The 22,750-nt window shown below is 48.1% G+C and carries 23 protein-coding genes and 1 tRNA gene; 18 read left to right on the top strand and 6 right to left on the bottom strand.

Translation table 11 applies throughout. The annotated features are described in order from the left end of the window. The first annotated feature begins 74 nt into the window (after positions 1 to 74). Complete coding sequence (locus M4J38_RS02150; RefSeq protein WP_251757877.1) at positions 75 to 401, top strand: hypothetical protein; 327 nt, start codon at positions 75 to 77, stop codon at positions 399 to 401. A gap of 79 nt (positions 402 to 480) precedes the next feature. Here the strand turns inward: M4J38_RS02150 and M4J38_RS02145 are convergent, their stop codons facing one another. After that, positions 481 to 1,527 (bottom strand): hypothetical protein, encoded by a 1,047-nt coding sequence (locus M4J38_RS02145; protein ID WP_251757876.1) that lies wholly within the window; start codon positions 1,525 to 1,527, stop codon positions 481 to 483. A 161-nt stretch (positions 1,528 to 1,688) separates the two neighbouring features. Between M4J38_RS02145 and M4J38_RS02140 the strand changes: the two genes are divergently transcribed. The 6 genes from M4J38_RS02140 to M4J38_RS02115 all read left to right on the top strand — a co-directional run bounded on the left by M4J38_RS02140 (position 1,689) and on the right by M4J38_RS02115 (position 9,052). Continuing rightward, complete coding sequence (locus M4J38_RS02140; RefSeq protein ID WP_251757875.1) at positions 1,689 to 3,644, top strand: sensor histidine kinase; 1,956 nt, start codon at positions 1,689 to 1,691, stop codon at positions 3,642 to 3,644. Next, the gene (locus tag M4J38_RS02135) at positions 3,641 to 4,258 is read left to right on the top strand and encodes a response regulator transcription factor (protein WP_251757874.1); all 618 of its coding nucleotides are present in this window, start codon (positions 3,641 to 3,643) and stop codon (positions 4,256 to 4,258) included. Before M4J38_RS02140 ends, M4J38_RS02135 begins: the two co-directional genes overlap by 4 nt. A gap of 91 nt (positions 4,259 to 4,349) precedes the next feature. Beyond that, a complete protein-coding gene (locus M4J38_RS02130) occupies positions 4,350 to 6,386 on the top strand; it encodes a beta-N-acetylhexosaminidase (protein WP_256469187.1) in 2,037 nt (678 codons plus the stop codon). A 98-nt stretch (positions 6,387 to 6,484) separates the two neighbouring features. Next, positions 6,485 to 7,498 (top strand): SDR family NAD(P)-dependent oxidoreductase, encoded by a 1,014-nt coding sequence (locus tag M4J38_RS02125; RefSeq protein WP_251757872.1) that lies wholly within the window; start codon positions 6,485 to 6,487, stop codon positions 7,496 to 7,498. A 10-nt stretch (positions 7,499 to 7,508) separates the two neighbouring features. Continuing rightward, a complete protein-coding gene (locus M4J38_RS02120) occupies positions 7,509 to 8,156 on the top strand; it encodes a DUF2652 domain-containing protein (protein WP_251757871.1) in 648 nt (215 codons plus the stop codon). Positions 8,157 to 8,242: 86 nt separating this feature from the next. Further along, positions 8,243 to 9,052 (top strand): AraC family transcriptional regulator, encoded by an 810-nt coding sequence (locus M4J38_RS02115; RefSeq protein WP_251757870.1) that lies wholly within the window; start codon positions 8,243 to 8,245, stop codon positions 9,050 to 9,052. Positions 9,053 to 9,099: 47 nt separating this feature from the next. On the opposite strand, the gene M4J38_RS02110 is transcribed toward M4J38_RS02115, so the two are convergent. Further along, positions 9,100 to 9,173, bottom strand: a tRNA-Asp gene (locus tag M4J38_RS02110). 124 nt (positions 9,174 to 9,297) lie between these two features. Between M4J38_RS02110 and M4J38_RS02105 the strand changes: the two genes are divergently transcribed. Further along, the gene (locus tag M4J38_RS02105; protein ID WP_251757869.1) at positions 9,298 to 10,269 is read left to right on the top strand and encodes an acetyl-CoA carboxylase carboxyltransferase subunit alpha; all 972 of its coding nucleotides are present in this window, start codon (positions 9,298 to 9,300) and stop codon (positions 10,267 to 10,269) included. Positions 10,270 to 10,299: 30 nt separating this feature from the next. After that, positions 10,300 to 11,187, top strand: coding sequence for a 4-hydroxy-tetrahydrodipicolinate synthase (dapA, locus tag M4J38_RS02100; protein WP_251757868.1), 888 nt, complete (start codon positions 10,300 to 10,302; stop codon positions 11,185 to 11,187). 67 nt (positions 11,188 to 11,254) lie between these two features. On the opposite strand, the gene M4J38_RS02095 is transcribed toward dapA, so the two are convergent. The 3 genes from M4J38_RS02095 to M4J38_RS02085 all read right to left on the bottom strand — a co-directional run bounded on the left by M4J38_RS02095 (position 11,255) and on the right by M4J38_RS02085 (position 14,064). Next, positions 11,255 to 12,583, bottom strand: coding sequence for an alpha-L-fucosidase (locus tag M4J38_RS02095; protein WP_251757867.1), 1,329 nt, complete (start codon positions 12,581 to 12,583; stop codon positions 11,255 to 11,257). Between the two features lie 80 nt (positions 12,584 to 12,663). Beyond that, on the bottom strand, positions 12,664 to 13,635 hold the full coding sequence (locus M4J38_RS02090; protein WP_251757866.1) for a ribonuclease Z: 972 nt from the start codon (positions 13,633 to 13,635) through the stop codon (positions 12,664 to 12,666). Between the two features lie 48 nt (positions 13,636 to 13,683). Beyond that, a complete protein-coding gene (locus M4J38_RS02085) occupies positions 13,684 to 14,064 on the bottom strand; it encodes an anti-anti-sigma factor (RefSeq protein WP_251757865.1) in 381 nt (126 codons plus the stop codon). A 96-nt stretch (positions 14,065 to 14,160) separates the two neighbouring features. Here M4J38_RS02085 and M4J38_RS02080 point away from each other — a divergent pair, with 96 nt between their 5' ends. Beyond that, positions 14,161 to 16,698: an ATP-dependent Clp protease ATP-binding subunit gene (locus tag M4J38_RS02080; RefSeq protein WP_251757864.1), complete on the top strand. Its 2,538-nt coding sequence runs from the start codon at positions 14,161 to 14,163 to the stop codon at positions 16,696 to 16,698. Positions 16,699 to 16,757: 59 nt separating this feature from the next. Here M4J38_RS02080 and M4J38_RS02075 read toward each other — a convergent pair whose 3' ends face one another. Then, positions 16,758 to 17,255, bottom strand: coding sequence for a metallophosphoesterase (locus M4J38_RS02075; protein WP_251757863.1), 498 nt, complete (start codon positions 17,253 to 17,255; stop codon positions 16,758 to 16,760). Between the two features lie 583 nt (positions 17,256 to 17,838). Between M4J38_RS02075 and M4J38_RS02070 the strand changes: the two genes are divergently transcribed. The 8 genes from M4J38_RS02070 (at position 17,839) to M4J38_RS02035 (ending at position 22,698) form a co-directional block, all read left to right on the top strand. After that, positions 17,839 to 18,996 carry a homogentisate 1,2-dioxygenase gene (locus tag M4J38_RS02070; protein ID WP_251757862.1) on the top strand — a complete coding sequence of 386 codons (1,158 nt, stop codon included), beginning with the start codon at positions 17,839 to 17,841 and terminating at the stop codon, positions 18,994 to 18,996. Positions 18,997 to 19,029: 33 nt separating this feature from the next. Continuing rightward, positions 19,030 to 19,428 (top strand): hypothetical protein, encoded by a 399-nt coding sequence (locus M4J38_RS02065; RefSeq protein ID WP_251757861.1) that lies wholly within the window; start codon positions 19,030 to 19,032, stop codon positions 19,426 to 19,428. A gap of 124 nt (positions 19,429 to 19,552) precedes the next feature. Then, on the top strand, positions 19,553 to 19,771 hold the full coding sequence (infA, locus tag M4J38_RS02060; protein WP_217793501.1) for a translation initiation factor IF-1: 219 nt from the start codon (positions 19,553 to 19,555) through the stop codon (positions 19,769 to 19,771). Positions 19,772 to 19,801: 30 nt separating this feature from the next. Continuing rightward, positions 19,802 to 19,918, top strand: a complete 117-nt coding sequence (gene ykgO, locus M4J38_RS02055; protein ID WP_251757860.1) for a type B 50S ribosomal protein L36 — start codon at positions 19,802 to 19,804, stop codon at positions 19,916 to 19,918. 39 nt (positions 19,919 to 19,957) lie between these two features. Then, a complete protein-coding gene (rpsM, locus tag M4J38_RS02050) occupies positions 19,958 to 20,338 on the top strand; it encodes a 30S ribosomal protein S13 (RefSeq protein ID WP_251757859.1) in 381 nt (126 codons plus the stop codon). Positions 20,339 to 20,438: 100 nt separating this feature from the next. After that, complete coding sequence (gene rpsK / locus M4J38_RS02045; RefSeq protein ID WP_251757858.1) at positions 20,439 to 20,852, top strand: 30S ribosomal protein S11; 414 nt, start codon at positions 20,439 to 20,441, stop codon at positions 20,850 to 20,852. A gap of 173 nt (positions 20,853 to 21,025) precedes the next feature. Beyond that, the gene (gene rpsD / locus M4J38_RS02040; RefSeq protein WP_251757857.1) at positions 21,026 to 21,631 is read left to right on the top strand and encodes a 30S ribosomal protein S4; all 606 of its coding nucleotides are present in this window, start codon (positions 21,026 to 21,028) and stop codon (positions 21,629 to 21,631) included. A gap of 71 nt (positions 21,632 to 21,702) precedes the next feature. Continuing rightward, a complete protein-coding gene (locus tag M4J38_RS02035) occupies positions 21,703 to 22,698 on the top strand; it encodes a DNA-directed RNA polymerase subunit alpha (protein WP_251757856.1) in 996 nt (331 codons plus the stop codon). Positions 22,699 to 22,750 lie beyond the last annotated feature (52 nt).

Genomic DNA, 22,750 nt, shown 5'->3' with positions numbered 1-22,750 from the left:
GGGCCGTGATTGTGTGGCAATCGCGGTTTATAAGATGTGAAGAACCTGGCAATACCTTAATCGTTGCGCCTGCGATGAAGGAAGTGGTGCGCTTCCGCGAGAAAAGATTGTCATGCAAAAAAGCATGCTGCCTAAAATATTCCTGCCAATCCTACCTGGCAAAAAAAGTGCTCACCAACTTTTTAACGCCCCGCGTCGTTGCGCCGTTGCGTGAAAAAAAACCTTCTTCAGATCAACCTCCCGCCAACTACTCAACGCTTTGCGTCTTAGCTCCCTTGCGCTGCGAAGTGCGAAGCACAAAGCAGTTGCGTGAAAAAAATAACCTACTCGCCTCTGCGAGGGACGAACTGCGAGGGACGAAGCAGGAAGCACAAAGCGGTTGCGTGGGAAATATCATATAAAGAGCGTCATGAAGAACCGCATTTTTGTGTGCAGGGGTTGCGAGGTGGGATTGCTTCGTTCCTCGCAATTGGGGGTTACCTAGTTGTTATTCCTCGCACTGAAAGTAATATTCATTGTCGCACTCCCCGAAGGAATTGACACCGGCACCGTCAACTGATAAATAGTCGGAATATTCGGAATGCCCGAAAGCTTGTAAGGATCCGTTCCGCCGAACGCCCCGCAATCCGGACTTGCCACGCTCCCTACGGTAAGGCCCGCGCCAATAGCCGGAGAGGCGGCTTTCAATGTAAACCTTCCATCGAAGCTGCCGGTGGCGGTATAAATATCTCCCATGTTCGCGCTCACCTGGTTATTGGTAGCGGTGCCGGGCAAGGTTTGGTTCACCTGAAAGAAATTGTTTTTGATGGTACAGTTGGTGAGCGAGTTCTGGGAAAAAGTGCCCACGATATTGTTCACGAAATAAGTATTTACCAGTGTGAAGGAATTAGACGCGTTAGCGATACTGTTATTCCTTACAATATTGTCTGTGCCAGTGAGGTTCGGTAAATTGATGTGTGCGTTCGAGTTGAAGATGCTGTTCTCACATACGAAGCCGGTGATGGTGGCACTCAGGCTGGAACTGATGGCCGCACCGTTCAGGTAGCATTTCCTCACCGTTGTATTGTTGTTGGTGCCGTTTTCAAAATAAAGTCCACCGCCGAAAAGACATCTTTCAAAAGCAATATTGCTGGCCCCGTTCATATACACTGAACCGGCGATGGTAACGCCTAAGAACTTACTACCACTCGCGGCGCTGGCCAAACGAAAGAAAGCAAGGCGTGTATCGTAGGTGTGCAGTTGTAAACCAGGATTACCCGGATAAGTGCCGTTGGAAGGATCAAGTAAATAACCGGCGGCAATTACGGTAAGTCTTTTCGTTACAGAGATACTTCCGGTGGTATATTCAATAGCACTGGGTTCAAGGTAAATTGTATCGCCGTCCTGAACGCCGGCTGCGTTCACCGCCGCGTTGAAAGTGGTGAAGTCGGCGTTCACGCCCGCGTTATTGTTGATGCGCCAGCTCCTTGCTTCTGCCGTAAGGAACCCGGAAAACAGGAGCGCGCCGAAGAGGAAAGATCGTTTCATGGTTGTTTGATTTATTGCGGTAAAAGTACCTTCGCCCACCGCCCGTTCCTATCCCCCAAAAACAGGATTTCTGCTGCTTTTAAATCATGGAAAAAGGGGAGACGTTATTGCTCCGGAAAACACGTTATTTGTAGTGCATCCTTTTTTCTTTAAATTTCTGTATGCGAAAAATTCTGCTGAGCATTGTTGGTTATCTGCTGCATTTCTGTTTGTTGGGACAGAATGTAAAAACAGATAGTATGTTGAAAGCGCTACCAAAGCTGAAAGAAGATACATCGAAAGTGATTCACCTCATCCGTTTGGGAGAAACCTACGAAGGAAGTGATCCTGCCAATGGAAGGAAGTACCTGGTGATGGCCCGGGAACTCAGCGAAAAACTAAAGTATGACCACGGTATTTATCTTTTTAATACCTACTATGCCAATACCTTCCTCATCCAGGGCAATTTCGATTCGGCCTTGCATTACCAGAACGCGGCGTTGAAAGTGTCGGAAAAAATGAAGGATTCACTTAATATCGGAATTTCTCTCTTTAATATCGGCGTAAGCTATCGTGATAACGGGCAATTCGAAAAAGCGATCGAATATTGTCTGAAAGGCAGGCCCATTGTGGAGCGAAAGGCTACCCCTTATTTATTAGTGCAACTGGACGATGCCTTGCAGATACTTTATTACCGTCGTGCACAATACGATAAGGCGGAAGAATACGGTAAAAAAGCGCTGGCCGCGGCAAAAAAGAACGGGTTCAGGACCATGCAGGCCACCGCACTCATCAACCTGAGCATGAACTATGTTTCGCTGAAACGTTTAGATGAAGCGACGAACGCTTTGAAGGATGCTTTGCAGATTGGTATGGAAGAGCAGGACATCAGGATTCAGTCCACTGTTTACCAGAACCTGGGTGGCATTGCCCTGGAGAAAAAAGATTATCCCCGGGTGAAATTTTACCTGGAAAAGAGCTGGCCCCTGTTTAAGGCTGTTGGTATGAAGGAAAGTGAAACCGGTGTGATCCGGGGATTGGGTATCGTTGAACTTCAGACCGGCAACTTTGCGGAAGCAAAAAAGTACGCGCAGATGGCGCTCGATTCCAGCAGAAAATACAATTTCAGGTTCGAAGGCATTTCTTCCCTCAGGCTCCTTACCCATATTGCTTATGCTGAAGGGAGGCTGGATCAGGGCATGGATTACGATGATGAAATGATAGTAGAGCTTGAAAAGATGGTGCAGGAAGTGCTTTCACAACAGTCTTCGGACCTGGAGAAAAAGTACGAGACCGAAAAGAAAGAGAGCAGGATCGTACAACTGGAAGCCGAAAAGCAGATCCAGTTACTCCGTATGCGGCAGAAGAATACGCTCAATTATATATTGCTGGGGAGCGCCCTGGCGCTAATGCTCATCATCCTGCTGCTTTACAGGAACTACCGCCACAAACAGGCGTTGCAGCAGAAGCGCATCAATGAACTGCAGACCGAAAAACAACTCGCTGCTACGGAAGCGGTGTTAAAAGGGGAAGAAAAAGAAAGAACCCGCCTGGCAAAGGACCTTCACGATGGCCTGGGAGGAATGTTGTCCGGCATAAAATATTCATTCAATACCATGAAAGGGAACCTTGTGATGACGCCTGAAAATATGCAGGCATTTGAACGCGGCATAGATATGCTGGACAGTTCTATCAACGAAATGCGGCGCGTGGCCCACAACCTGATGCCTGAAGCATTGGTGAAATTCGGCCTGGATGCGGCGCTGAAAGATTTTTGTGCAGACATCAACCAGTCGGGAAGTATTGCGTTGCAATACCAGTCCATCGGACTGGAGCAGGCGGAAGTAGATTCCAATACGTCCATCGCGGTATACCGCATCGTGCAGGAACTGGTGGGGAATGTGCTGAAACACGCCGCCGCCACAAAAGCCCTGGTGCAGGTGGTGCGCAACAATGAAGGCATATCCGTTACTGTGGAAGACGATGGGAAAGGATTTGATACGGGGATCATCCGCGCTGCGCGCGGCATCGGCTGGAGCAACATCGCGAGCCGTGTCGATTACCTGAAGGGAAAACTTGATGTGCAGTCTGAACCCGGTAAAGGAACTTCAGTGCTGATTGAAATTCCTATTGCATGACAACAAAAGTATTCATAGTAGACGACCATTACATGGTGATAGAAGGCATCCGCACTTTGCTGCAGCATGAGCCGGCCATAGAACTTGTTGGCCATGCCACTTCTCCCGGGTCCTGTATGTCTTTCCTGCAGCAACACCTTCCGGATGTGGTTCTTATGGATATTAATCTGGCCGATAAAAGCGGCATAGAGTTATGCGCCGCCGTTAAAAAGCAATACCCCTCCGTATTCATTCTTGGACTGAGCACGTTCAACCAACCCAGTTTCATCCAGAAAATGATGGAGCATGGCGCCAGTGGATACGTGCTGAAGAATGTTTCCCGGGAAGAACTGCTGGAGGCCATTCAGTGTGTGGCCAAAGGAAAAACATATTTCAGCCACGAAGCGGCACGCGCCCTGCGGGCCGCGCCAGATCCTGGTGTGCCCGTACTCACCCGCCGGGAAAAAGAAGTGCTGTCGCTCATCGCGGAAGGGCTTACCAACAGTGAGATCGCCGAACGGTTGTTTATTGGCGTTACCACGGTGGATACGCACAGAAAAAGTTTGCTCGCGAAACTCGGGGCAAAGAATACCGCCCTGCTGGTGAGGATCGCCACGCAGATGAGCCTGGTCTGATACGGAAATTTCACGCAAACCATTGCGTGTTTTATCACTGCCGCCATTGCATAAATTAGTGCATTATCTGATTTTTTTGATCTACGGCAGTATGGTACAACGTATCCTCTTTTTCAGTGTTATTCTTTTATCTTGTACAGGGTTATATGCACAGGAGGTTTCAGTGCATATCATTCCAAAACCCTTGTCCATAGTTCAGGATAAAGGGTTCTTTCAACTCGGTCCAACAACAAAAATTATTTCTTCTCCCGAAGCTGTTCCGGTCGCATCTCTATTCACGGATATGCTTAAGCGCGGTGCGGGAATGAAGCTTTCCATTCAACGGAAAGCTAAGGCATCAAAAAATACCATTCACCTTATTGTTTCGAAAGATTTTCCTGATACCGTTAAAGGGGCGTACACACTTCAGATAACCCCTGAAAAAGTAACTGCCATTGCGCGAACCAGGGAAGGCATATTCTATGCGGTACAATCTCTCCGGCAATTGCTGCCGCCTGCCGTTGAAAAGGAGAATGGAACAAAATTGCCGGGTATTAAGCTTCCGGCTTTGTACATCAAAGATGCGCCCCGCTTTGGATGGCGGGGATACATGCAGGATGTGAGCCGCACATTTTATGGCATGGAAGTGATGAAGAAGTACCTCGATGTAATGGCGCTGTACAAATTGAATACGCTTCATTTCCACCTTACCGACGATCAGGGCTGGCGGATTGAAATCAAAAAGCACCCGGCGCTTACTTCAGAAAAAGCAACGGTATTCCCCGCAAAGCATGGGCAGCCGTCTGAAAGAAGTGGTTATTATACGCAGGCGCAACTTAAAGAACTGATCGCCTACGCCGCGGAACGCAACATTACGATCGTTCCTGAAATAGATGTGCCGGGGCATTGCTGGCCCATCATCATTAACTATCCCGAACTTGGGGTGAACAAAAAGCGTGATCCGGACTATGTAATCCCGTTCATGGATTCCTGGAGTTACTGGGGTTTCCAGTTCACGCCCAATCCGCTGGATCCCACTAAGGAAGCAGTATATACTTTCCTGGATGATGTGTTTTCAGAAGTGGCGGCGCTCTTTCCTTCAAAATACATTCATTTTGGCGGTGATGAAGTGGTGCACCGGCTTTGGGAGAACGAACCACATGTGCAGGCTTTTATGAAAGCGAGGAATATGAAACGGGTGGAAGAGTTGCAAAGTTATTTCGTGCAGCGTGTAAGCGAGATCATTGTGAAAAAGGGAAAGCAACCCATTGGCTGGAACGATATCCTCGCCGATGTGGAGCACCTGCCCAACTCCACGGCCATTATGGCCTGGCTGGGTGAGGGCGCGGTGAAGAAGGCGGCGCAACACGGCTTTTATGCGGTGGCCACACCCACGGGTCCGATGTACTTCGATATCCAGCAGCATTCCCGTCACGATGGAACCATGGCCGACCTCAATTATTCCGGTCCTAACCGCCTTGAAGATGTGTACGCTTATGACCCGCATAAAGGATTAAACAACCACGAACAGCAATACGTACTGGGTGTTCAGGCGAACATGTGGCCCGCTGTTCCCCAGGAAGTGAAGGATATTAATGTGCAGAACTTCCCGCGCCTGCTGGCCCTGGCCGAAACCGCGTGGAGTATGCCATCACAAAAAGACTTCAGCAATTTTAAGGAGCGACTTTATTTTCACTACCCGCGTCTGGACGCGCTGAAAGTGGACTACTTTAAAGAAGGAGGGTATATCGTAGGCAATTGGCGACCAGCGCAGATCAGTACTACGTTCAAGACCCTGGAATGGGATGTAACGGCGAACGTATATGCGAATGGTCGCGTGCAGGTCGGGTTCTTTTTTACGGAGGGAAGTTCATTTCTGAAAGTAAAGCATGTAAGGTTATTGAAAGACGGGGTTGTTGTGTCCACTGATCCGCATGAAGCGCTGGCCGATAAGTTCCGGGGGATTCCATTCAAAAAGAATATGTTCTTCTATTCCTTAAAAACAGACAGCTATGATCCATCTGCTAAGTACACGCTTACGGCTGAAGTAGCGGGAGATAAGAGCAACGATTCCAACGGGAACGTCACTTTCAACCTTAGCCCGTACAAGCCTTTTGAAGTAACAGAAGCTGTAAAACGTAAAAACTGAGTTTTAGAATGGTCTTTTAAACAAAGCAAATTCGGACTTTTGAACAAAGTCGTCTGAAAACATGCACCCTACTTTTGTATCAACAAAACAAATTAAAAATGATACAGAACAACTACCAGGGCGCGCTTCAACAACCATTACACACAGGGTTTAACCAATTCACCACCGCAGCGGAAGTGATCCAGGGCATCAGCCTCTATGGTATAATTGCCATCGTAACAGGCGGCAACGCGGGCATCGGACTGGAAACCACCAAAACGCTTGCCGCCGCAGGCGCCACCGTGATCGTACCGGCAAGAGACGTGGAAAAAGCGGAAAGAAACCTGGAAGGCGTCGCAAATGTTGAAATCGAAGCGATGGATATCATGGATCCGGCATCTATAGATGCATTTGCGCAGCGATTCCTTTCTTCTAAACGGCCATTGCATATCATGATCAACAACGCGGGTATCATGTGGGTGCCGTTTCGCAAAGATTCACGTGGCTTTGAGTCTCAACTGGCTACCAATTACATCGGACAGTTCCATCTTACCGCCCGGCTCTGGCCCGCACTCAAACAGGCGAACGGGGCGAGAGTAGTCAACGTTTCCTCATTGGGACACCACCTGTCTCCTTTCCATTTTGATGACCCGAATTTTGAACACCGTTCTTACGAAACACTCCAGGCTTACGGGCAATCCAAAACTGCCAGCAACCTCTTCGCGCTGGAACTGGATAACCGTGCGAAAGCCTACAATGTAAGAGCTTATTCTGTGCATCCCGGCTCTATTGCAGGAACGGAACTGGCAAGGGAGGCGCCACCTGAGTTGTTTCAGCAGATGGGCTTCCTGGATGAAGCGGGCAATATACGTCCGGAAGTACTCGCTTCGCTGAAGACCATCCCGCAGGGAGCCGCAACCACTGTTTGGGCCGCTACCAGTTCGCAACTCAGCAATACCGGAGGGGTTTATTGTGAAGATGGCGATATCGCCGAGTTGTTGGTTGGGGATCCCGGCACAAAAGCGAAGCTGCATGAAAGCGGCGTACAACCCTATGCGTTGGATGAAAACAGCGCGCAGCGACTTTGGTCATTTACAGAAGAGATGACCGGTATTCAATTCATGGTCAGTTAAAACTTGTAGAATGAAAATTTCAGCCATAAAAAGCGGACTCCGGATGGTGTTCGGCAACCAGGAGCACCCCAGGAAAGGACTGGTGTTCATTCCCGATATCAGCGGATTTACAGAACTGGTGCGCAATACTGATCTTGTAACCGGAAGAATCATTACGCAGGAATTGCTTTCCTCCCTTGTTCAGCACAATACCCTGAAGATGAAGATCGCGGAAATTGAAGGGGATGCGATCTTTTTCTTCAAATGGAAATCAATCCCCACGGCAGAGGAACTATACGATCAGTTCGAAACAATGAAGACCGCTTTTGATGAAAAAGTGGAAGCGCTTCAGATTCGTTTCAATCTTAAACTGAATCTTCACCTGAAAGCGATCGCTCACTATGGGGCGATCGCGGCGTACTCAATCGGAAGGTTCCACAAAATATATGGAGAAGTAGTGGTGGAAGCACACCGCCTGTTGAAGAACAATGTTCCCGGCCGTTCCTATCTGCTGATCACCGATGAATTGATGGCAGCTTCAAAACAGGTGATGGTCAAAGATTTCCTGCAGGTGGAACGCTCCAATAAACTATGCGAACTTTACAGCGGCTTGAGAAGCCTCTGCTTTACCTACTTTCTTTTCGAATACCTCGAGCCGGCCAGTACTCCTTTTTGCTGAAGTTCAGCGTGCGTGCTCCTGTACAAATAAATTTAATGACGGCAGTTTCTCTACATTTGAAGCTGTTATGAAAATATGGTCACAATATGGAATACCAGGCTAAGTACATTACCGAAGACATTAAGTTGTCCTGCTACCAGGACAAGTTCTTCAAATCGGATATCATGTTCGAGCAGCACATGCTGATCTGGTTTATTTCGGGGGAAACAAAGATCGTTCGTTCTGAAGGATCGTATATGTTTAAAAAAGGAGATATTTTCCTGATACCCCGGAACCAACTGGCCACCATCATCAATTACCCGAAGGACGGGCTTGCCCATAAAACAGTGGTCATGCACCTGACTACGGAATGGCTCCGGAACTTCTATGCCGGGTTGGAGGTGAAGCCGGCCACAACCGATGTGCAGCGGATACGCCATTATGCCGGTCATCCGTTGCTGGAAAGTTGCCTGTCGTCGTTGATCCCGTATTTTGAGATGAACGACCTGCCGAAAGGCATCGCGCAGTTAAAACTAACGGAAGCCGTTACCATATTACGTTCAATCGACCCCGGTATAGATAGTGTACTCGCTAATTTTGAGGAACCAGGAAAAATAGACCTGGCGGATTACATGGAAAAGAACTTCATGTTCAACATGCCGTTGGAGAAATTTGGTTACCTCACCGGCCGGAGCCTCACCACTTTTAAAAGAGATTTCAGGAAAACGTTTTCCACCACACCGCAACGATGGCTTACCAAAAAACGACTGGACCTGGCGCATTACCAGTTCGTCGAAAAAAAGAAAAAGCCGATTGATGTGTGTTATGAAGTAGGGTTCGAGAACCTTTCGCATTTTTCTTATGCGTTCAAAAAGCAGTTTGGGTATGCACCAACGGAGTTGCTGATAGGAGGGTAGAAAATAATTAGGACACAAAAAAAGCGCCTCGCTTGAGACGCTTTTCGCGGACCGGACGGGACTCGAACCCGCGACCTCCGCCGTGACAGGGCGGCATTCTAACCGACTGAACTACCGATCCTTACCGCTACAAAACAACTGGTTGTTCCGTTTTGGGATTGCAAAGATAACGGGAAATTGTTTTTCAAAACAAAACTTTTTTCAAAAAAATTTCTGCCTGTATTTTTACACCTCAAAATCTGCTCATGCCTGAATTACAGAACCGTCAGTTCCTCGATTTCGAAAGGCCCATCAAGGACCTCGCCGATCAGATCAAGCAACTGAAAGAAACTGCCGAGAAATCTAAAACGGACCTCAGCACTTCTATAAACGACCTTGAAAATAAGATAGAAGAGAAAAGAAAAGAGATCACCTCCAACCTTTCCTCCTGGCAAAGAGTACAGTTGAGCAGGCACCCCGACAGGCCCTACACGCTCAAATACATCCAGAAGATGACCACCAATTTCGTGGAGCTTCATGGCGATAGGAATGTAAAGGACGATAAAGCCATGGTAGGAGGTTTCGCTGATTTCGGTGGAGAAACCGTGATGTTCATCGGCCAGCAAAAAGGGATCAACACCAAAATGCGGCAACTCCGCAATTTCGGGATGGCCAACCCCGAAGGATACCGCAAGGCTTTGCGCCTGATGCGCCTGGCCGAAAAATTCAATAAGCCGGTGATCACCCTGATTGATACGCCCGGCGCTTATCCCGGATTGGAAGCCGAAGAGCGCGGGCAAGGAGAAGCTATTGCCCGGAACATCTATGAAATGATCCGCCTGAAAGTGCCCGTGATCTGCGTGATCATAGGCGAAGGCGCTTCTGGTGGTGCTTTGGGCATCGGAGTGGGTGATAAGGTGTTCATGATGGAAAATACGTGGTACACGGTTATTTCTCCCGAATCCTGTAGCTCTATCCTCTGGAGAAGCTGGGACCACAAGGAAAAAGCCGCCGAAGAACTGAAGCTGACCTCCGATAAAATGAAGGAATTCGGCCTGATAGATGGCGTGGTTCCCGAACCCGATGGTGGCGCCCACTGGGATTACGACGCGGCCGCGGAAAAATTAAAGAATTACCTGCTTCCAGTTTTGAAAGAATTAAAGCAAATTGCACCCGAAAAACGCATCGAGGACCGGATTGAAAAGTTCAGCAAGATGGGTTTCTGGGAAGAAGTATAGGTTTAGCTTTAATTATACCAACTGAATAAAATGTCTTTACAAACTACGCTGAGGGGTACGGGTGTGGCCCTTGTCACGCCATTCGATGCAGCAGGTTCCATTGATTTTAACGCCTTGGAACGCGTAATCGATTTCGTTATAGATGGTGGAGTGCAGTATGTGGTTACGCTGGGCACTACCGGTGAAACACCTACGCTATCGAAGGAAGAAAAAAAGGATATCGCTGTATTCACTTTCGAAAAGGTAAACAGCCGCGTGCCCGTTGTAGTAGGGGCCGGTGGAAACAATACCGCCGAAGTGATAAAAGAAATGGCGTACCTGCCCTGCGATAAGGCGGCCGCCATCCTTAGCGCGAGCCCTTATTACAATAAACCTTCCCAGGAGGGATTGTTCCAGCATTACAAGGCTATCGCCGCGAATACGCCCGCGCCCATATTGCTGTACAATGTGCCCGGCAGAACAGGACGTAACCTGGAAGCGAAGACTACCTTGCGCCTTGCACACGATGTGGCCAATATAGCGGGCATCAAAGAAGCCAGTGGTGATATGGCGCAGTGCATGCAGATCCTGCGCGATAAGCCTGAAAATTTCCTCGTGGTAAGTGGCGACGACGCGCTGGTGCTGCCCCAGGTAGCCTGTGGTATGGAAGGCGTGATCAGCGTGGCCGCCAATTCGTTCCCAAAGCAGTTCACAAGTATGGTGAACGCTTGTTTGAACGGCGATTTCGCTAACGCGAAAAAACTTAACGACCAGTTGATCGAAGGATATGAGTTGTTGTTCGCGGAAAATAATCCTGCGGGAGTGAAAGCCGCAATGCAGATTCTGGGACTAATAGAGAATGAAGTTCGTTTGCCCGTGGTCCCTTTAAGCGAAGGATTGTATGAGAAAATGAAAGATTATGTTGGCAGGTTAAGTTAAGCGCTATCTGCTGCAAATAAAAAAGCCCCGCTTAATAAGGCGGGGCTTTCTCGTTCAATGCTGCTTGCTAGTTCAATCCTCCTTTCCCCGCATACAAGCTCAACTTCCCATCCAGTTTTACTTCCAGCACGGTAACATATTCATCCTGCACATTTTCAGGAACGGGGATATAAACCAGTCCGGGAACGGGACTCCAGGATATCTTACCTACCACCTTATGTGAAAGTGGTGTATTGCTCCCCATCACTTTAATGCTTTCGATCTTGTTTTTCAATCCTTTTATCATAACCTGATTGCGGGCACCTGCGGGAAGAAAGAGATACATTGTTGAAGAGTCTTTGGAGATGGTACTCGGACCATAGAAATGTCCCTGCGGCAAACCCGGGAGTGTGTTGAATATGGCTGAACCATGTTTGGCGTTCCATTTACCCAGTTCTTCGAGCAGATGAATTTGTTCGGAAGGGATGGTGCCATCTGCCTTCGGGCCAATATCGAGTAAAAGGTTTCCTCCATTGGAAACGGCATCCATGAATATGGTGATGATCTCGTACGGTGTTTTCCACGCAGTATCTGTGGGCCGGTAACCCCAGTTGTTGTTGGTGGTCATACACAGTTCCCACCAGTTGAATTCCGGTCGGGAAACGGGGAAATTCTGCTCAGGCGTTTCATAGTCGCCATAACCCTGAAGTCTTCCGTTGATGATTGCGTTGGGATTTTTGGAGAGAATGAGGTGCCTTACTTTGGCAGATTCCCATTCTTCTGCGGAATGTTCCCAGTCGCCATCGAACCACCAGAGGTCGGGGTTGAAAAGCTGATTGATTTCCTGTATCTGTGCCTGAAAGAATTGTCTGAAACGTTGCCACCTGTTGTAATCGTTTTCTACTTTATAGCGGGAACTGTCTTTGAGGAAACCAGGGTAATCGGAATGTGTCCAGTCTATCAGGGAGTAATATGCGCCGGCTTTGATGCTTCGCTTCCTTAGTTCGGAGAAGAGGGGGGAGATCATATCTTTCTTTGCCGGCGTGGCTTTCACAATGCTGAGGTTGTTCAGTTTTGTATCGTACATCGCTACGCCATCGTGATGTTTGGTGGTGATTACGGCATACCTTGCGCCGGAACGCGCGATCAGGTCGGCCCAGGCTGCGGGATCATAATTTTTATTGGTGAACCCTTTCAACTGGTCCATATAATCTTTATGGGAGATGTTGCCGTTGTGGAACGACCAGGATTCAGATACCCCTTTCACCGAATAGATGCCCGCATGAATGAAGATACCGAGTTTGGCATCGGCGAACCACTGCATTTTCTCTTTGATGTCGGCGGCATTTGTTTTTTGCTGGGCATTGGTGTTCAGGGTGGCGAGCAGCAGGGCTGCGGCAATCAGTTTCTTTTTCATGCACATGAGTTGAAGGCATGAAATTACAGGATTCCTTCACTGGAAAACATCGGGTATGCTACGCAAACGGTTGAGTGAAATCAGGAAGTGGTGACCCCGGAGTTTTGTTCTTTTTCGAAAGCGGCGTTGTTGCTGAATGGAGATGCTGCCCCAACAAGGAAGGTACAACCTTCCAAAGCCAGTTCGGTAGCGGGGAAGATGCTTTGGGTCTCTTCGAGGAAAGCATCCAGTTTATCGTATTTGGAGCTGAAGTGCCCAATCAGCAGGCGGTGTACACCCGCTTCCAATGCCATGGCCGCGGCCTGGTGGGTGGTGCTGTGGAACCTCGACATGGCGCGTTCTTCCAGATCTGCAAGGTAAGTGGTCTCGTGGTAGAGCAGGTTCACGTGTTGGAGGTGCGCGCACAAAGCCGGTTTATACACGGTATCGGCACAATAGGCATAACTCAGTGGCGCCCGGTTGGGAACCGTGACCCATTCGTTGAGAATTTGTTCCCCTTTCTTATTCGTATAATCCTCCCCCTTCTTCAGCCGGTCGTAAAAAGCTGCGGGAACACCGTAGGCCACGGCTTTATCCCGGTCTATCTTCCGTGGGTTCTTTCTTTCCCTGAATACAAATCCCCAGCATTCGATCCGGTGGAAAACACGGAAGCAGGATACGCTTAGTTTTTCTTCCAGTACAATCGTTCCTTCCTCGGAAAGGGGGTGGAAGATAAGTTCGTAAGGAAGAACCGTGTCCGCTACTTTCAGTTGTAGCTGGATAATATCGATCAATCCCGGCGGCGCATGGAGGTGCAATGGCTGTTCGCGGCTCAAAAGTCCCATGCTGGTGAGCAGGCCGATCAGGCCGAAATAATGATCTCCATGGAGGTGGGAGATAAATATTCTTGAAATGCGGCTGTGCCTGATTTTGTAACGCGCCATCTGCATCTGGGTTCCTTCCCCGCAATCAACCATAAACTGCTGATCGCCAAGGGTTACCACCTGGGCGGTAGGATGCCTGTCGAATGCGGGCAGTGCAGAATTATTTCCCAGGATGGTTACGCCGAACATGAAGTTGATTTAATTAGCTAGACAAATTTAAACGCCCGATGCTGCATTTTATTCTGGATCCTCCCGCATTAATTCCCGTTCTATTTCTTCCATCTGGACCATATCCCAGGCCTCGCTTTCGGTGGGAACAATGTTAAGGGCATCGTAAAGTTCAGCTTCCTCCAACGCTTTCTTTACTCCATCGGCCATTTCGCAAACCACAAAAGACGACTCATTGGCATAGAACGCGCTTTGTACACGGGCCAATATGTCGGCAACGCCCGGTTCCGATGTTGTAACATTTTTTAAAGACAGTACTACGTTCCTTACTTCATTTTCCAGCAACGCAACTATTTCAGGCTCTATCGCTTCTGTCAAAGAGGCAGATAAATCGGGGCCATCCGGTATAATCACATTGAATTTCTCTTTGGCTTCAAGTTTGAACAGCATATACAGCAATATTTTAGGTGCAAATGCCGCAGCAATGCAGCACAACAGAATCCAAAAATATTTGTTATTATTGTAACACACCGTAATTCAACGAAAATGGACAACAATTTTTCATCCCAGGTTAAGGAGATTATTTCGTTCAGCAGGGAAGAAGCGTTGCGTTTGGGGAATGATTTTATCGGTACGGAACATCTTTTATTAGGATTGATAAGAGAAGGTGAAAATACCGCCATCAAAATACTCAAGAACTTCAACGTGGACCTGTATGAACTCAGGAAGGAAGTGGAAATGGCCGTAAAAGATAAAACGGGTAAAAATATCGCCAACATCAACAGTCTGCCGCTCACCAAGCAGGCCGAGAAGGTGATCCGTGTTACGGTGCTTGAAGCCAAAGCGCTGAAGAGCGCTACTGTGGAAACGGAACACCTCATGCTTTCCATTCTTAAAAACAAAGAGAACATCGCCACACAAATCTTGAATCAGTTCGATGTGGACTACGATCTTTTCAGAAATGAACTCGGCGTAGTGCGCTCCAATGAGCCCCGCTCCGAATATGCCGACGAGAACGAAGATGATTTCGACGAAGAAAAAAAATATGCACAACAAAGAGCAAAACAATCCGGCAGCGCCAAAAGCAAAACCCCGGTTCTGGACAATTTTGGCCGCGATATTACCCGGATGGCCGAAATGGGGTCCCTCGATCCCATTGTTGGAAGGGAAGAAGAAATAGAAAGGGTTTCGCAGATTCTCTCCAGGAGAAAAAAGAACAACCCTATCCTGATCGGTGAACCCGGTGTGGGTAAAACCGCCATCGTAGAAGGCCTCGCGCTTCGTATCGTACAAAGAAAAGTATCCCGCGTACTCTTCGATAAAAGAGTGATATCCCTTGATCTTGCCGCGCTGGTGGCGGGAACCAAGTACCGCGGACAGTTCGAGGAACGCATGAAAGCGATCATGAACGAACTGGAAAAGAACCGCGACGTGATCCTGTTCATCGATGAAATACACACCATTGTTGGCGCAGGTGGCGCGAGTGGTTCACTTGATGCCTCCAACATCTTCAAGCCTGCACTGGCGAGGGGAGAACTGCAATGCATTGGCGCCTCCACGCTGGATGAATACCGCATGTATATTGAGAAGGATGGCGCACTCGACCGCCGGTTTCAGAAAGTAATGGTAGATCCGCCATCTATTGATGAAACCATTCAGATTCTCAACAACATCAAATCCAAATACGAAGACTACCACAACGTAAGTTATTCGGATGACGCGATTGATGCCTGCGTGAAACTGAGTGATCGTTACATGACCGACCGCCTCCTGCCTGATAAGGCCATCGATGTGATGGATGAAGTGGGCGCGCGCGTGCACCTGAAAAACATCAACGTTCCGCAAAATATCCTCGAACTGGAAAAACAGATCGAAGACATTAAGCAGGAAAAAAATAAAGTGGTGAAAAGCCAGCGTTTTGAAGAAGCCGCCGCCCTGCGCGATACGGAGAAGCGTCTGGGCGAAGAGCTGGAAAAAGCCAAGCACCAGTGGGAAGAAGAAAGCAAACACAAACGCTATCCCATTGATGAAGAAGCCATCGCCGAAGTGGTGAGCATGATGACCGGCATCCCCGTAAAACGCATGGTGGAAGCCGAGAGCGAGAAGCTCCGCAAGATGGGGCAGGACCTCAAAGGCATGGTGGTTGGCCAGGACGAAGCCATTTCAAAAGTGGTAAAAGCTATTCAAAGGAACAGGGTAGGCTTGAAAGATCCCAAGAAGCCCATCGGCACCTTTATATTTCTCGGCCCTACGGGTGTAGGTAAAACCGAGCTGGCCCGTGCCCTCGCACGCCACATGTTCGATTCCGAAGATTCACTCATCCGCATTGATATGAGTGAATACATGGAGAAGTTCACGGTAAGCCGATTGATTGGTGCGCCTCCGGGATATGTGGGATACGAAGAAGGTGGTCAGCTCACCGAAAAAGTGCGCCGCAAGCCATACTCCGTGATCCTGCTGGATGAAATTGAAAAAGCGCACCCGGACATTTATAATATCCTGCTCCAGGTACTGGACGATGGTCAGCTTACAGACGGCCTCGGAAGGAAAGTGGATTTCAAGAATACGCTCATCATCATGACCTCCAACATTGGTGTGCGCCAGTTGAAAGAGTTCGGAGATGGGGTAGGATTCGCCACCGCTTCCCGTGTACAGAACCAGGAAGAAAACAACAAGGCCGTTATCGAAAAAGCACTGAAGAGAACCTTTTCTCCCGAGTTCCTCAACAGGATCGACGACATCATGATCTTCAACCAGCTCAACAAAGAGCATATCTTTGAGATCATCGATATCCTGATGAAAGGCGTGTTGAAACGCCTGCAGAACCTGGGCTTCTCACTGGAAATTACACCAGAAGCGAAGGATTTCATCGCAGAGAAGGGCTACGATCAGCAATTTGGTGCGCGTCCGCTGCACAGGTCGCTGCAGAAGCACCTGGAAGATCCGCTCGCGGAGGAGATTCTGACCATGAAGATCAAGCAGGGAGATGTGTTGATCGCAGATTTGAATAAGGAAGAAGGCAAGATATTTTTTACACTGAAAGAGCAGTCTTCCAGTAAGAAGTCTGAACCTTCCGAAGCATAAATGTTTCTTTGTTAAGTGTAGACGGCCATGGCGGGAAATTTCCGGTCATGGCCGTCTTTTTATCCTCTTTTACCGAGTTCTATCACCTGGCAATCTTTCATTTCTTTCCCATCGATGGTTAACCGCACGATGGTGCGTACTTTTTGCCAGCCCTGCTTACCGGCAGCTCCCGGATTTACATGGAGGCATTGAAATTTCTGGTCGTACATGATCTTAAGGATATGGGAGTGTCCGCATATCATCAGTTGCGGGCGGTGCAATGCCAGCAGTTCTTTGATGCCCGGCGCATAACGTTGTGGGTGTCCTGCGATATGGGTCATCATTACTTTCACGCCTTCGCAGGTAAAAACATTTAACTCGGGGTAAACACTACGTATATCGTAACCGTCTATATTGCCGTAGACGCCGCGCAGCGGCGCCATCTTTTCCAGTTCTTTCGCCACTTCAATATTGCCGAAATCGCCTCCGTGCCATATTTCATCGCGGTCGCTGAAATATTTTCCGACCTGTTCATCCAGCCAGTGGTGTGTATCGGAAATGATGCCTATTTTTTTCAACTGTGAATTTTAGGGTTGCAATGTACATGATTTGAATGTTGGGAAAAACATGGGGTGCGTGCGTGATTTGCGAATGGAGATGGTGGGTGTTTGTACGGGGACGAAAATGGATGGAACAAAAGGTATTTTGGGTAAGAAAAGGCGGTTGGGAGGAAACCGGTGCCACCGACGTTGTTTTCCGCGCTGTCGCCAGGTGATTTTCTGCGGCGTTATCAGGTGATACAATACAGGCAGCATGAGTGATTTTCGGGAGAATTCTTTGAATGGATGTGTATACATTTTCGGTCCACGACATGCGAATACAGGAATGAGCCAATAAGAAGAGGTGTATTTTTAACGGAATACCCCCTCAGAAAAACACGGTACCCGGTGCCACCGCTATAGCGGTGGCACCGGGTACCGTGTTTTTCCCTATCTTCACACCAACGAAAAATGCCATGCCACTTCACCGCAATTTTACCTATTGGATCGATAAACGGGTCTGGAAGTACTACTTCCTGCTCGTGTCGCTGGAAGCTATCTCGCGGTAGTCATCTTCATGCTGCTTCTTTCATTATTTTCCTTACAGGTAAAACTTCTAATCATGCCGCATTATCATAAAATGGGAACCATCCCACATAAACGCCATACACAATTCCGTAAACCAAACGGACAATTATATTCAGAACAACTCTTCTCTACGGAGGGCTTCTCTAACGATTATTCTTTATTGTACCATTGCCATCCGCCCACGCAGATCGTGCGTACAGAACCGCAATACAGCGTGGCGCCTGAAATTGCAGAGGAGAAAATGCTGAGCCACCGTAGTTTTGAGGGATTTAAGGTGCCACCGGCCGATGATTTCCTGGAAAGCAGAATACCCGTGCTCGTCAACAATGATTGCCATATTGTACTGGCTGCACCCAGGAAAAGTATGGAGACCTATTTCTATAAGAATGCCGATGCGGATGAAGTGATTTTCGTGCACGAAGGCAAAGGCGTATTGAAAACCATGTACGGTGAAATCGACTTCGGTTATGGCGATTACCTGGTGATCCCGCGGGGCACCATTTATCAGTTGCACTTTGCCTCCGAAGAGAACCGTTTACTGATCGTGGAATCGTTCAGTCCGGTACGGTATCCTAAAAGGTATATGAGCAAGTTCGGGCAATTGCTGGAGCATTCACCTTTCTGCGAACGTGATATTCGTCCTCCGCATCGCCTGGCCACACACGATGAAGTTGGTGATTTCCTGGTGCGGGCAAAGAAAAAAGGAATGATGTACGGACTGCATTACGGCACGCATCCTTTTGATGTGGTGGGGTGGGATGGTTGTTGCTACCCATTTGCATTCTCCATCCACGATTTTGAACCCATCACCGGAAGGGTGCACCAGCCACCTCCCGTACATCAGACCTTTGAGGCGCACAACTTTGTGATCTGCTCTTTCGTTCCCCGGCTTTATGATTACCATCCGGATGCCATCCCGGCTCCTTATAACCATAGTAATATAGACAGCGACGAGGTGCTTTATTATGTAGATGGCGATTTTATGAGCAGGAAACATGTGACCAGGGGGATGATTACCCTGCATCCCGCCGGAATTCCGCACGGACCACACCCCGGAGCCGTGGAGAAAAGCATTGGAGCTAAAGAAACAAAGGAACTGGCCGTAATGATCGATACTTTTCACCCGCTTCAACTCACAAAAGCCGCATTGGATATTGAAAATCAAGGCTATGTAATGAGTTGGGCGGAATAGAAAAAAATGGTATATTCCATTAAAATTTGCCATATGATCAACGTTCACGACTTAAAAGCAGGAGATTATGTAATTGCCAGTTTTGAAGGAAGAGAATGGAGAGGAGAGGTAACCGGGGTACAGAAGGATGATAAACTGGTACAGGTAAAAACGGATGTGCAGGAATTCTGGTACCCTGCGGAAGATGTACATCCCATTCCGCTGAATCACGAACAACTGCTGACTCTGGGGTTTGAGGCTCAGTTTCAGACCGATGGTTCGGTGAAATACCTGAAAGGTCCGTTCCGCCTCTGGATACCGCAGGCAGGCAGTTTTATGGGAATGGACATCTGGTACCGGGAAGACAGGCGGCACATCAACCGCTCAATTTACGTGCATGAGCTCCAGAACTACTACCTGGCCATGACCAAAGTTGAGTTGCATCCCAATTGATTTTGATGTAGATTTGCGCCCTGAGCAGCGAAAAAGCAGGTGTTATCCACAGGCTCTGAAAAAAAATTATTATATTTTTTCAGATTCGGGGTAATAATGCTATCTTTGCGCTCCCAAAATCTGTATGGCGAAACAAGCACTTATAAAGCAAGACGGGATAATATTAGAAGCATTGTCGAACGCAATGTTCAAGGTGAAATTGGAAAATGGTCATGAGATACTGGCCACCATCTCCGGGAAAATGCGGATGCACTATATCAGAATTCTTCCGGGCGATAAGGTGGGTGTGGAGATGAGCCCTTATGATTTGAGCAGGGGAAGGATCATTTTCAGGTATAAGTAATTGGAACATAAATAATTATAAACATTCATCATGAAAGTCAGAGCTTCTATCAAGAAAAGAAGTACAGATTGCAAGATCGTGAAGAGAAAAGGTAGGCTGTACGTGATCAACAAAAAGAATCCCCGTTATAAGCAACGCCAGGGATAAGCGCAAGCGCAGTTAACATTTAAAAATCAAAATAGCAACATGGCTCGTATTTCAGGTATCGACTTACCGAAGAACAAAAGGGGCGAGATTGGGCTTACCTATATCTACGGAATAGGCCGTTCTACTGCTCAGTACATTCTCAACAAAGCTGGTATCAGCTTCGACAAGAAAGTAAATGAGTGGAACGATGAAGAACAGGCTGCCATCCGTAATATCATCAATGGTGAGTTCAAGGTGGAAGGCCAGCTTCGCAGTGAAGTGCAGATGAACATCAAGCGTTTGCTTGACATCGCATGCTACCGCGGTCTGCGCCACAGAAAAGGTCTCCCTGTTCGTGGTCAGCGTACCAAAACCAACAGCCGTACCCGCAAAGGTAAACGTAAAACCGTTGCAGGTAAGAAGAAGGCTCCTAAGAAGTAATCGCGCCGCGGCGTGATGCGCTGATTCCCGGATCCGTATTCTTCTGCGGGGAGGGATAAGCTGAACTTTATTGTTAAAGAATACCTCGTTTAAAACAACTATGGCAAAAGCACAAGGTGGCAAAGGCAACGCAGCCAAAGCCTCAACGAAGAAAAGAATTGTAAAGGTGGATGCTTACGGTGATGCACATATCTCCGCCAGCTTCAATAACATCATCATCAGCCTTACCAACAAAACAGGGCAGGTGATCTCCTGGTCAAGCGCCGGTAAAATGGGCTTCCGCGGATCCAAGAAAAATACACCTTACGCCGCTCAGATGGCTGCACAGGACGCCGCTAAAGTAGCACTGGAAGCAGGCATGAAAAGATGCGACGTGTACGTGAAAGGTCCCGGTTCAGGTCGTGAAGGCGCTATCCGCGCACTCGCCAACTCCGGTATTGAAGTAACTATGATCAAAGACGTAACCCCGCTGCCGCACAACGGCTGCCGTCCTCCCAAAAAGAGAAGGGTTTAACTATATTTTGAATTTTGGATTTTAAATTTTGGATGTTGAACCGTTGGACTACCCTTCATTCAGCATCCAAAATTCAGAATTCAAAATTTTCATTTTAGGCACGTGATTTATTTTTTACGATTTTTCACTGATCACGTACCTGATTCATAAAAAAATCGAAAGCATTAAACATTATGGCACGTTACACTGGTCCCAAGACCAAAATCTCCAGAATCTTTGGTGAGCCCATCCTGGGCAATGGCAAATGGCTGAACAAAAACAGCAACCCTCCCGGTCAGCACGGTGCTGCCCGTAAGAGAAAGAGCTTGGGTGAATACGCCCTTCAGCTCCGTGAAAAGCAAAAAGCCAAATACACTTACGGTGTACTGGAAAAACAATTCCGCAGAACTTTTGAAGAAGCTGCCCGTAGGAAAGGTGTTACAGGTGAAAACCTGATCAAACTGCTCGAAGCACGTCTCGACAATACCGTGTTCCGCCTCGGTATCGCTCCTTCCCGCCCCGCTGCCCGTCAGCTGGTGTCGCACAAACACATTACCGTAAACGGTGACGTGGTAAACGTTCCTTCTTATCAACTGAAGCCAGGTGATATCATCGGACTGAAAGAAAAATCTGCCGCCAATACCGCTGTAACCAGCGTGATCCGCGGTAAGAACCAGAAGTTCAGTTGGATCGACTGGAACGAGACTGAAATGCAGGGAACTTTCGTGGCATATCCCGAAAGAGAGAGCGTTCCTGAGAACATCAAGGAACAACTGATCGTAGAATTGTACTCTAAATAATCCATAACGGATCCCGGAATTCAGTTCCGGGATTTCCGTTTGTGTAAGAAAGTAAAACCGAAATTTTAAATATGGCCATTTTAAATTTCCAGAAACCCGACAAAATCGTTCTTCAAAAAGCAACTGATTTTGAAGCACAATTTGAATTCCGTCCGCTGGAACCCGGATATGGTGTTACCATCGGAAACGCCCTGCGCAGGGTATTGCTGAGTTCTTTGGAGGGTTATGCCATTGTAGGTATCAGGATTGAAGGGGCTGAACATGAGTTTGCCACGATCAAAGGCGTAACTGAAGATGTGACCGAGATCATCCTGAACCTGAAACAGGTTCGCTTCAAGAAAACCATCGACGGCGAAGTTGCTTCGGAAAAGATCATGCTCACCATCAAAGGAAAATCTGAATTCACCGCCGCCATGATTGGCGAAGGTACCCAGAGCTTTCAGGTGATGAACCCCGAGCTGCTGATATGCACTATGGATCCTTCAGCTAAAATCGATATCGAACTGACCATCGGTAAAGGCCGCGGTTATGTTCCCGCTGAAGACAATAAAGTGAAAGACGCTCCATTCGGATATGTTCCCATCGACTCTATCTTCACGCCCATCAAAAACGTGAAGTACGCGATCGAAAATACCCGGGTTGAACAACGCACCGACTTCGAAAAACTGGTGATGGACGTTACCACCGATGGTACCATCCACCCCGAAGAAGCCGTGAAACAAGCTTCCCGCATCCTCATCCAGCACCTGATGATCATCACCGATGAGAATATCACTTTCGACAACAAGGAAGAGAAGAAGGAAGACCTGGTTGATGAGCAAACGCTGCAACTGCGTAAAATCCTGAAAACGCCGCTGGAAGACCTCGACCTGAGCGTACGTGCCTTCAATTGCCTGAAAGCTGCGAAGATCAACTCCCTTAGCGAACTCGTACAGTACGAGCAGGAAGACCTGATGAAGTTCCGCAACTTCGGTCAAAAATCCCTCAGCGAAATCGAACAGGTACTTGGCGAACGTGGACTCCACTTCGGTATGGACCTCAGCAAGCTGAAACTGGACGACGAATAATTTCTTTTTATAATCAGTACGCTGCAACTCCTTGACACGGTGCGGCGGAATT

Origin of the sequence: Parasegetibacter sp. NRK P23 (assembly GCF_023721715.1) — a bacterium.
Lineage (GTDB): Bacteria > Bacteroidota > Bacteroidia > Chitinophagales > Chitinophagaceae > Parasegetibacter.
Note: the sequence above shows the minus strand (reverse complement) of the source record. Positions and strands in the feature narration are given on the sequence as shown.

Coding starts and splice junctions, on each gene's coding strand:
- M4J38_RS02150 (WP_251757877.1), top strand. CDS start 75: ATGAAGGAAGTGGTGCGCTTCCGCGAGAAAAGATTGTCATGCAAAAAA.
- M4J38_RS02145 (WP_251757876.1), bottom strand. CDS start 1,527: ATGAAACGATCTTTCCTCTTCGGCGCGCTCCTGTTTTCCGGGTTCCTT.
- M4J38_RS02140 (WP_251757875.1), top strand. CDS start 1,689: ATGCGAAAAATTCTGCTGAGCATTGTTGGTTATCTGCTGCATTTCTGT.
- M4J38_RS02135 (WP_251757874.1), top strand. CDS start 3,641: ATGACAACAAAAGTATTCATAGTAGACGACCATTACATGGTGATAGAA.
- M4J38_RS02130 (WP_256469187.1), top strand. CDS start 4,350: ATGGTACAACGTATCCTCTTTTTCAGTGTTATTCTTTTATCTTGTACA.
- M4J38_RS02125 (WP_251757872.1), top strand. CDS start 6,485: ATGATACAGAACAACTACCAGGGCGCGCTTCAACAACCATTACACACA.
- M4J38_RS02120 (WP_251757871.1), top strand. CDS start 7,509: ATGAAAATTTCAGCCATAAAAAGCGGACTCCGGATGGTGTTCGGCAAC.
- M4J38_RS02115 (WP_251757870.1), top strand. CDS start 8,243: ATGGAATACCAGGCTAAGTACATTACCGAAGACATTAAGTTGTCCTGC.
- M4J38_RS02105 (WP_251757869.1), top strand. CDS start 9,298: ATGCCTGAATTACAGAACCGTCAGTTCCTCGATTTCGAAAGGCCCATC.
- dapA (WP_251757868.1), top strand. CDS start 10,300: ATGTCTTTACAAACTACGCTGAGGGGTACGGGTGTGGCCCTTGTCACG.
- M4J38_RS02095 (WP_251757867.1), bottom strand. CDS start 12,583: ATGAAAAAGAAACTGATTGCCGCAGCCCTGCTGCTCGCCACCCTGAAC.
- M4J38_RS02090 (WP_251757866.1), bottom strand. CDS start 13,635: ATGTTCGGCGTAACCATCCTGGGAAATAATTCTGCACTGCCCGCATTC.
- M4J38_RS02085 (WP_251757865.1), bottom strand. CDS start 14,064: ATGCTGTTCAAACTTGAAGCCAAAGAGAAATTCAATGTGATTATACCG.
- M4J38_RS02080 (WP_251757864.1), top strand. CDS start 14,161: ATGGACAACAATTTTTCATCCCAGGTTAAGGAGATTATTTCGTTCAGC.
- M4J38_RS02070 (WP_251757862.1), top strand. CDS start 17,839: ATGCCGCATTATCATAAAATGGGAACCATCCCACATAAACGCCATACA.
- M4J38_RS02065 (WP_251757861.1), top strand. CDS start 19,030: ATGATCAACGTTCACGACTTAAAAGCAGGAGATTATGTAATTGCCAGT.
- infA (WP_217793501.1), top strand. CDS start 19,553: ATGGCGAAACAAGCACTTATAAAGCAAGACGGGATAATATTAGAAGCA.
- ykgO (WP_251757860.1), top strand. CDS start 19,802: ATGAAAGTCAGAGCTTCTATCAAGAAAAGAAGTACAGATTGCAAGATC.
- rpsM (WP_251757859.1), top strand. CDS start 19,958: ATGGCTCGTATTTCAGGTATCGACTTACCGAAGAACAAAAGGGGCGAG.
- rpsK (WP_251757858.1), top strand. CDS start 20,439: ATGGCAAAAGCACAAGGTGGCAAAGGCAACGCAGCCAAAGCCTCAACG.
- rpsD (WP_251757857.1), top strand. CDS start 21,026: ATGGCACGTTACACTGGTCCCAAGACCAAAATCTCCAGAATCTTTGGT.
- M4J38_RS02035 (WP_251757856.1), top strand. CDS start 21,703: ATGGCCATTTTAAATTTCCAGAAACCCGACAAAATCGTTCTTCAAAAA.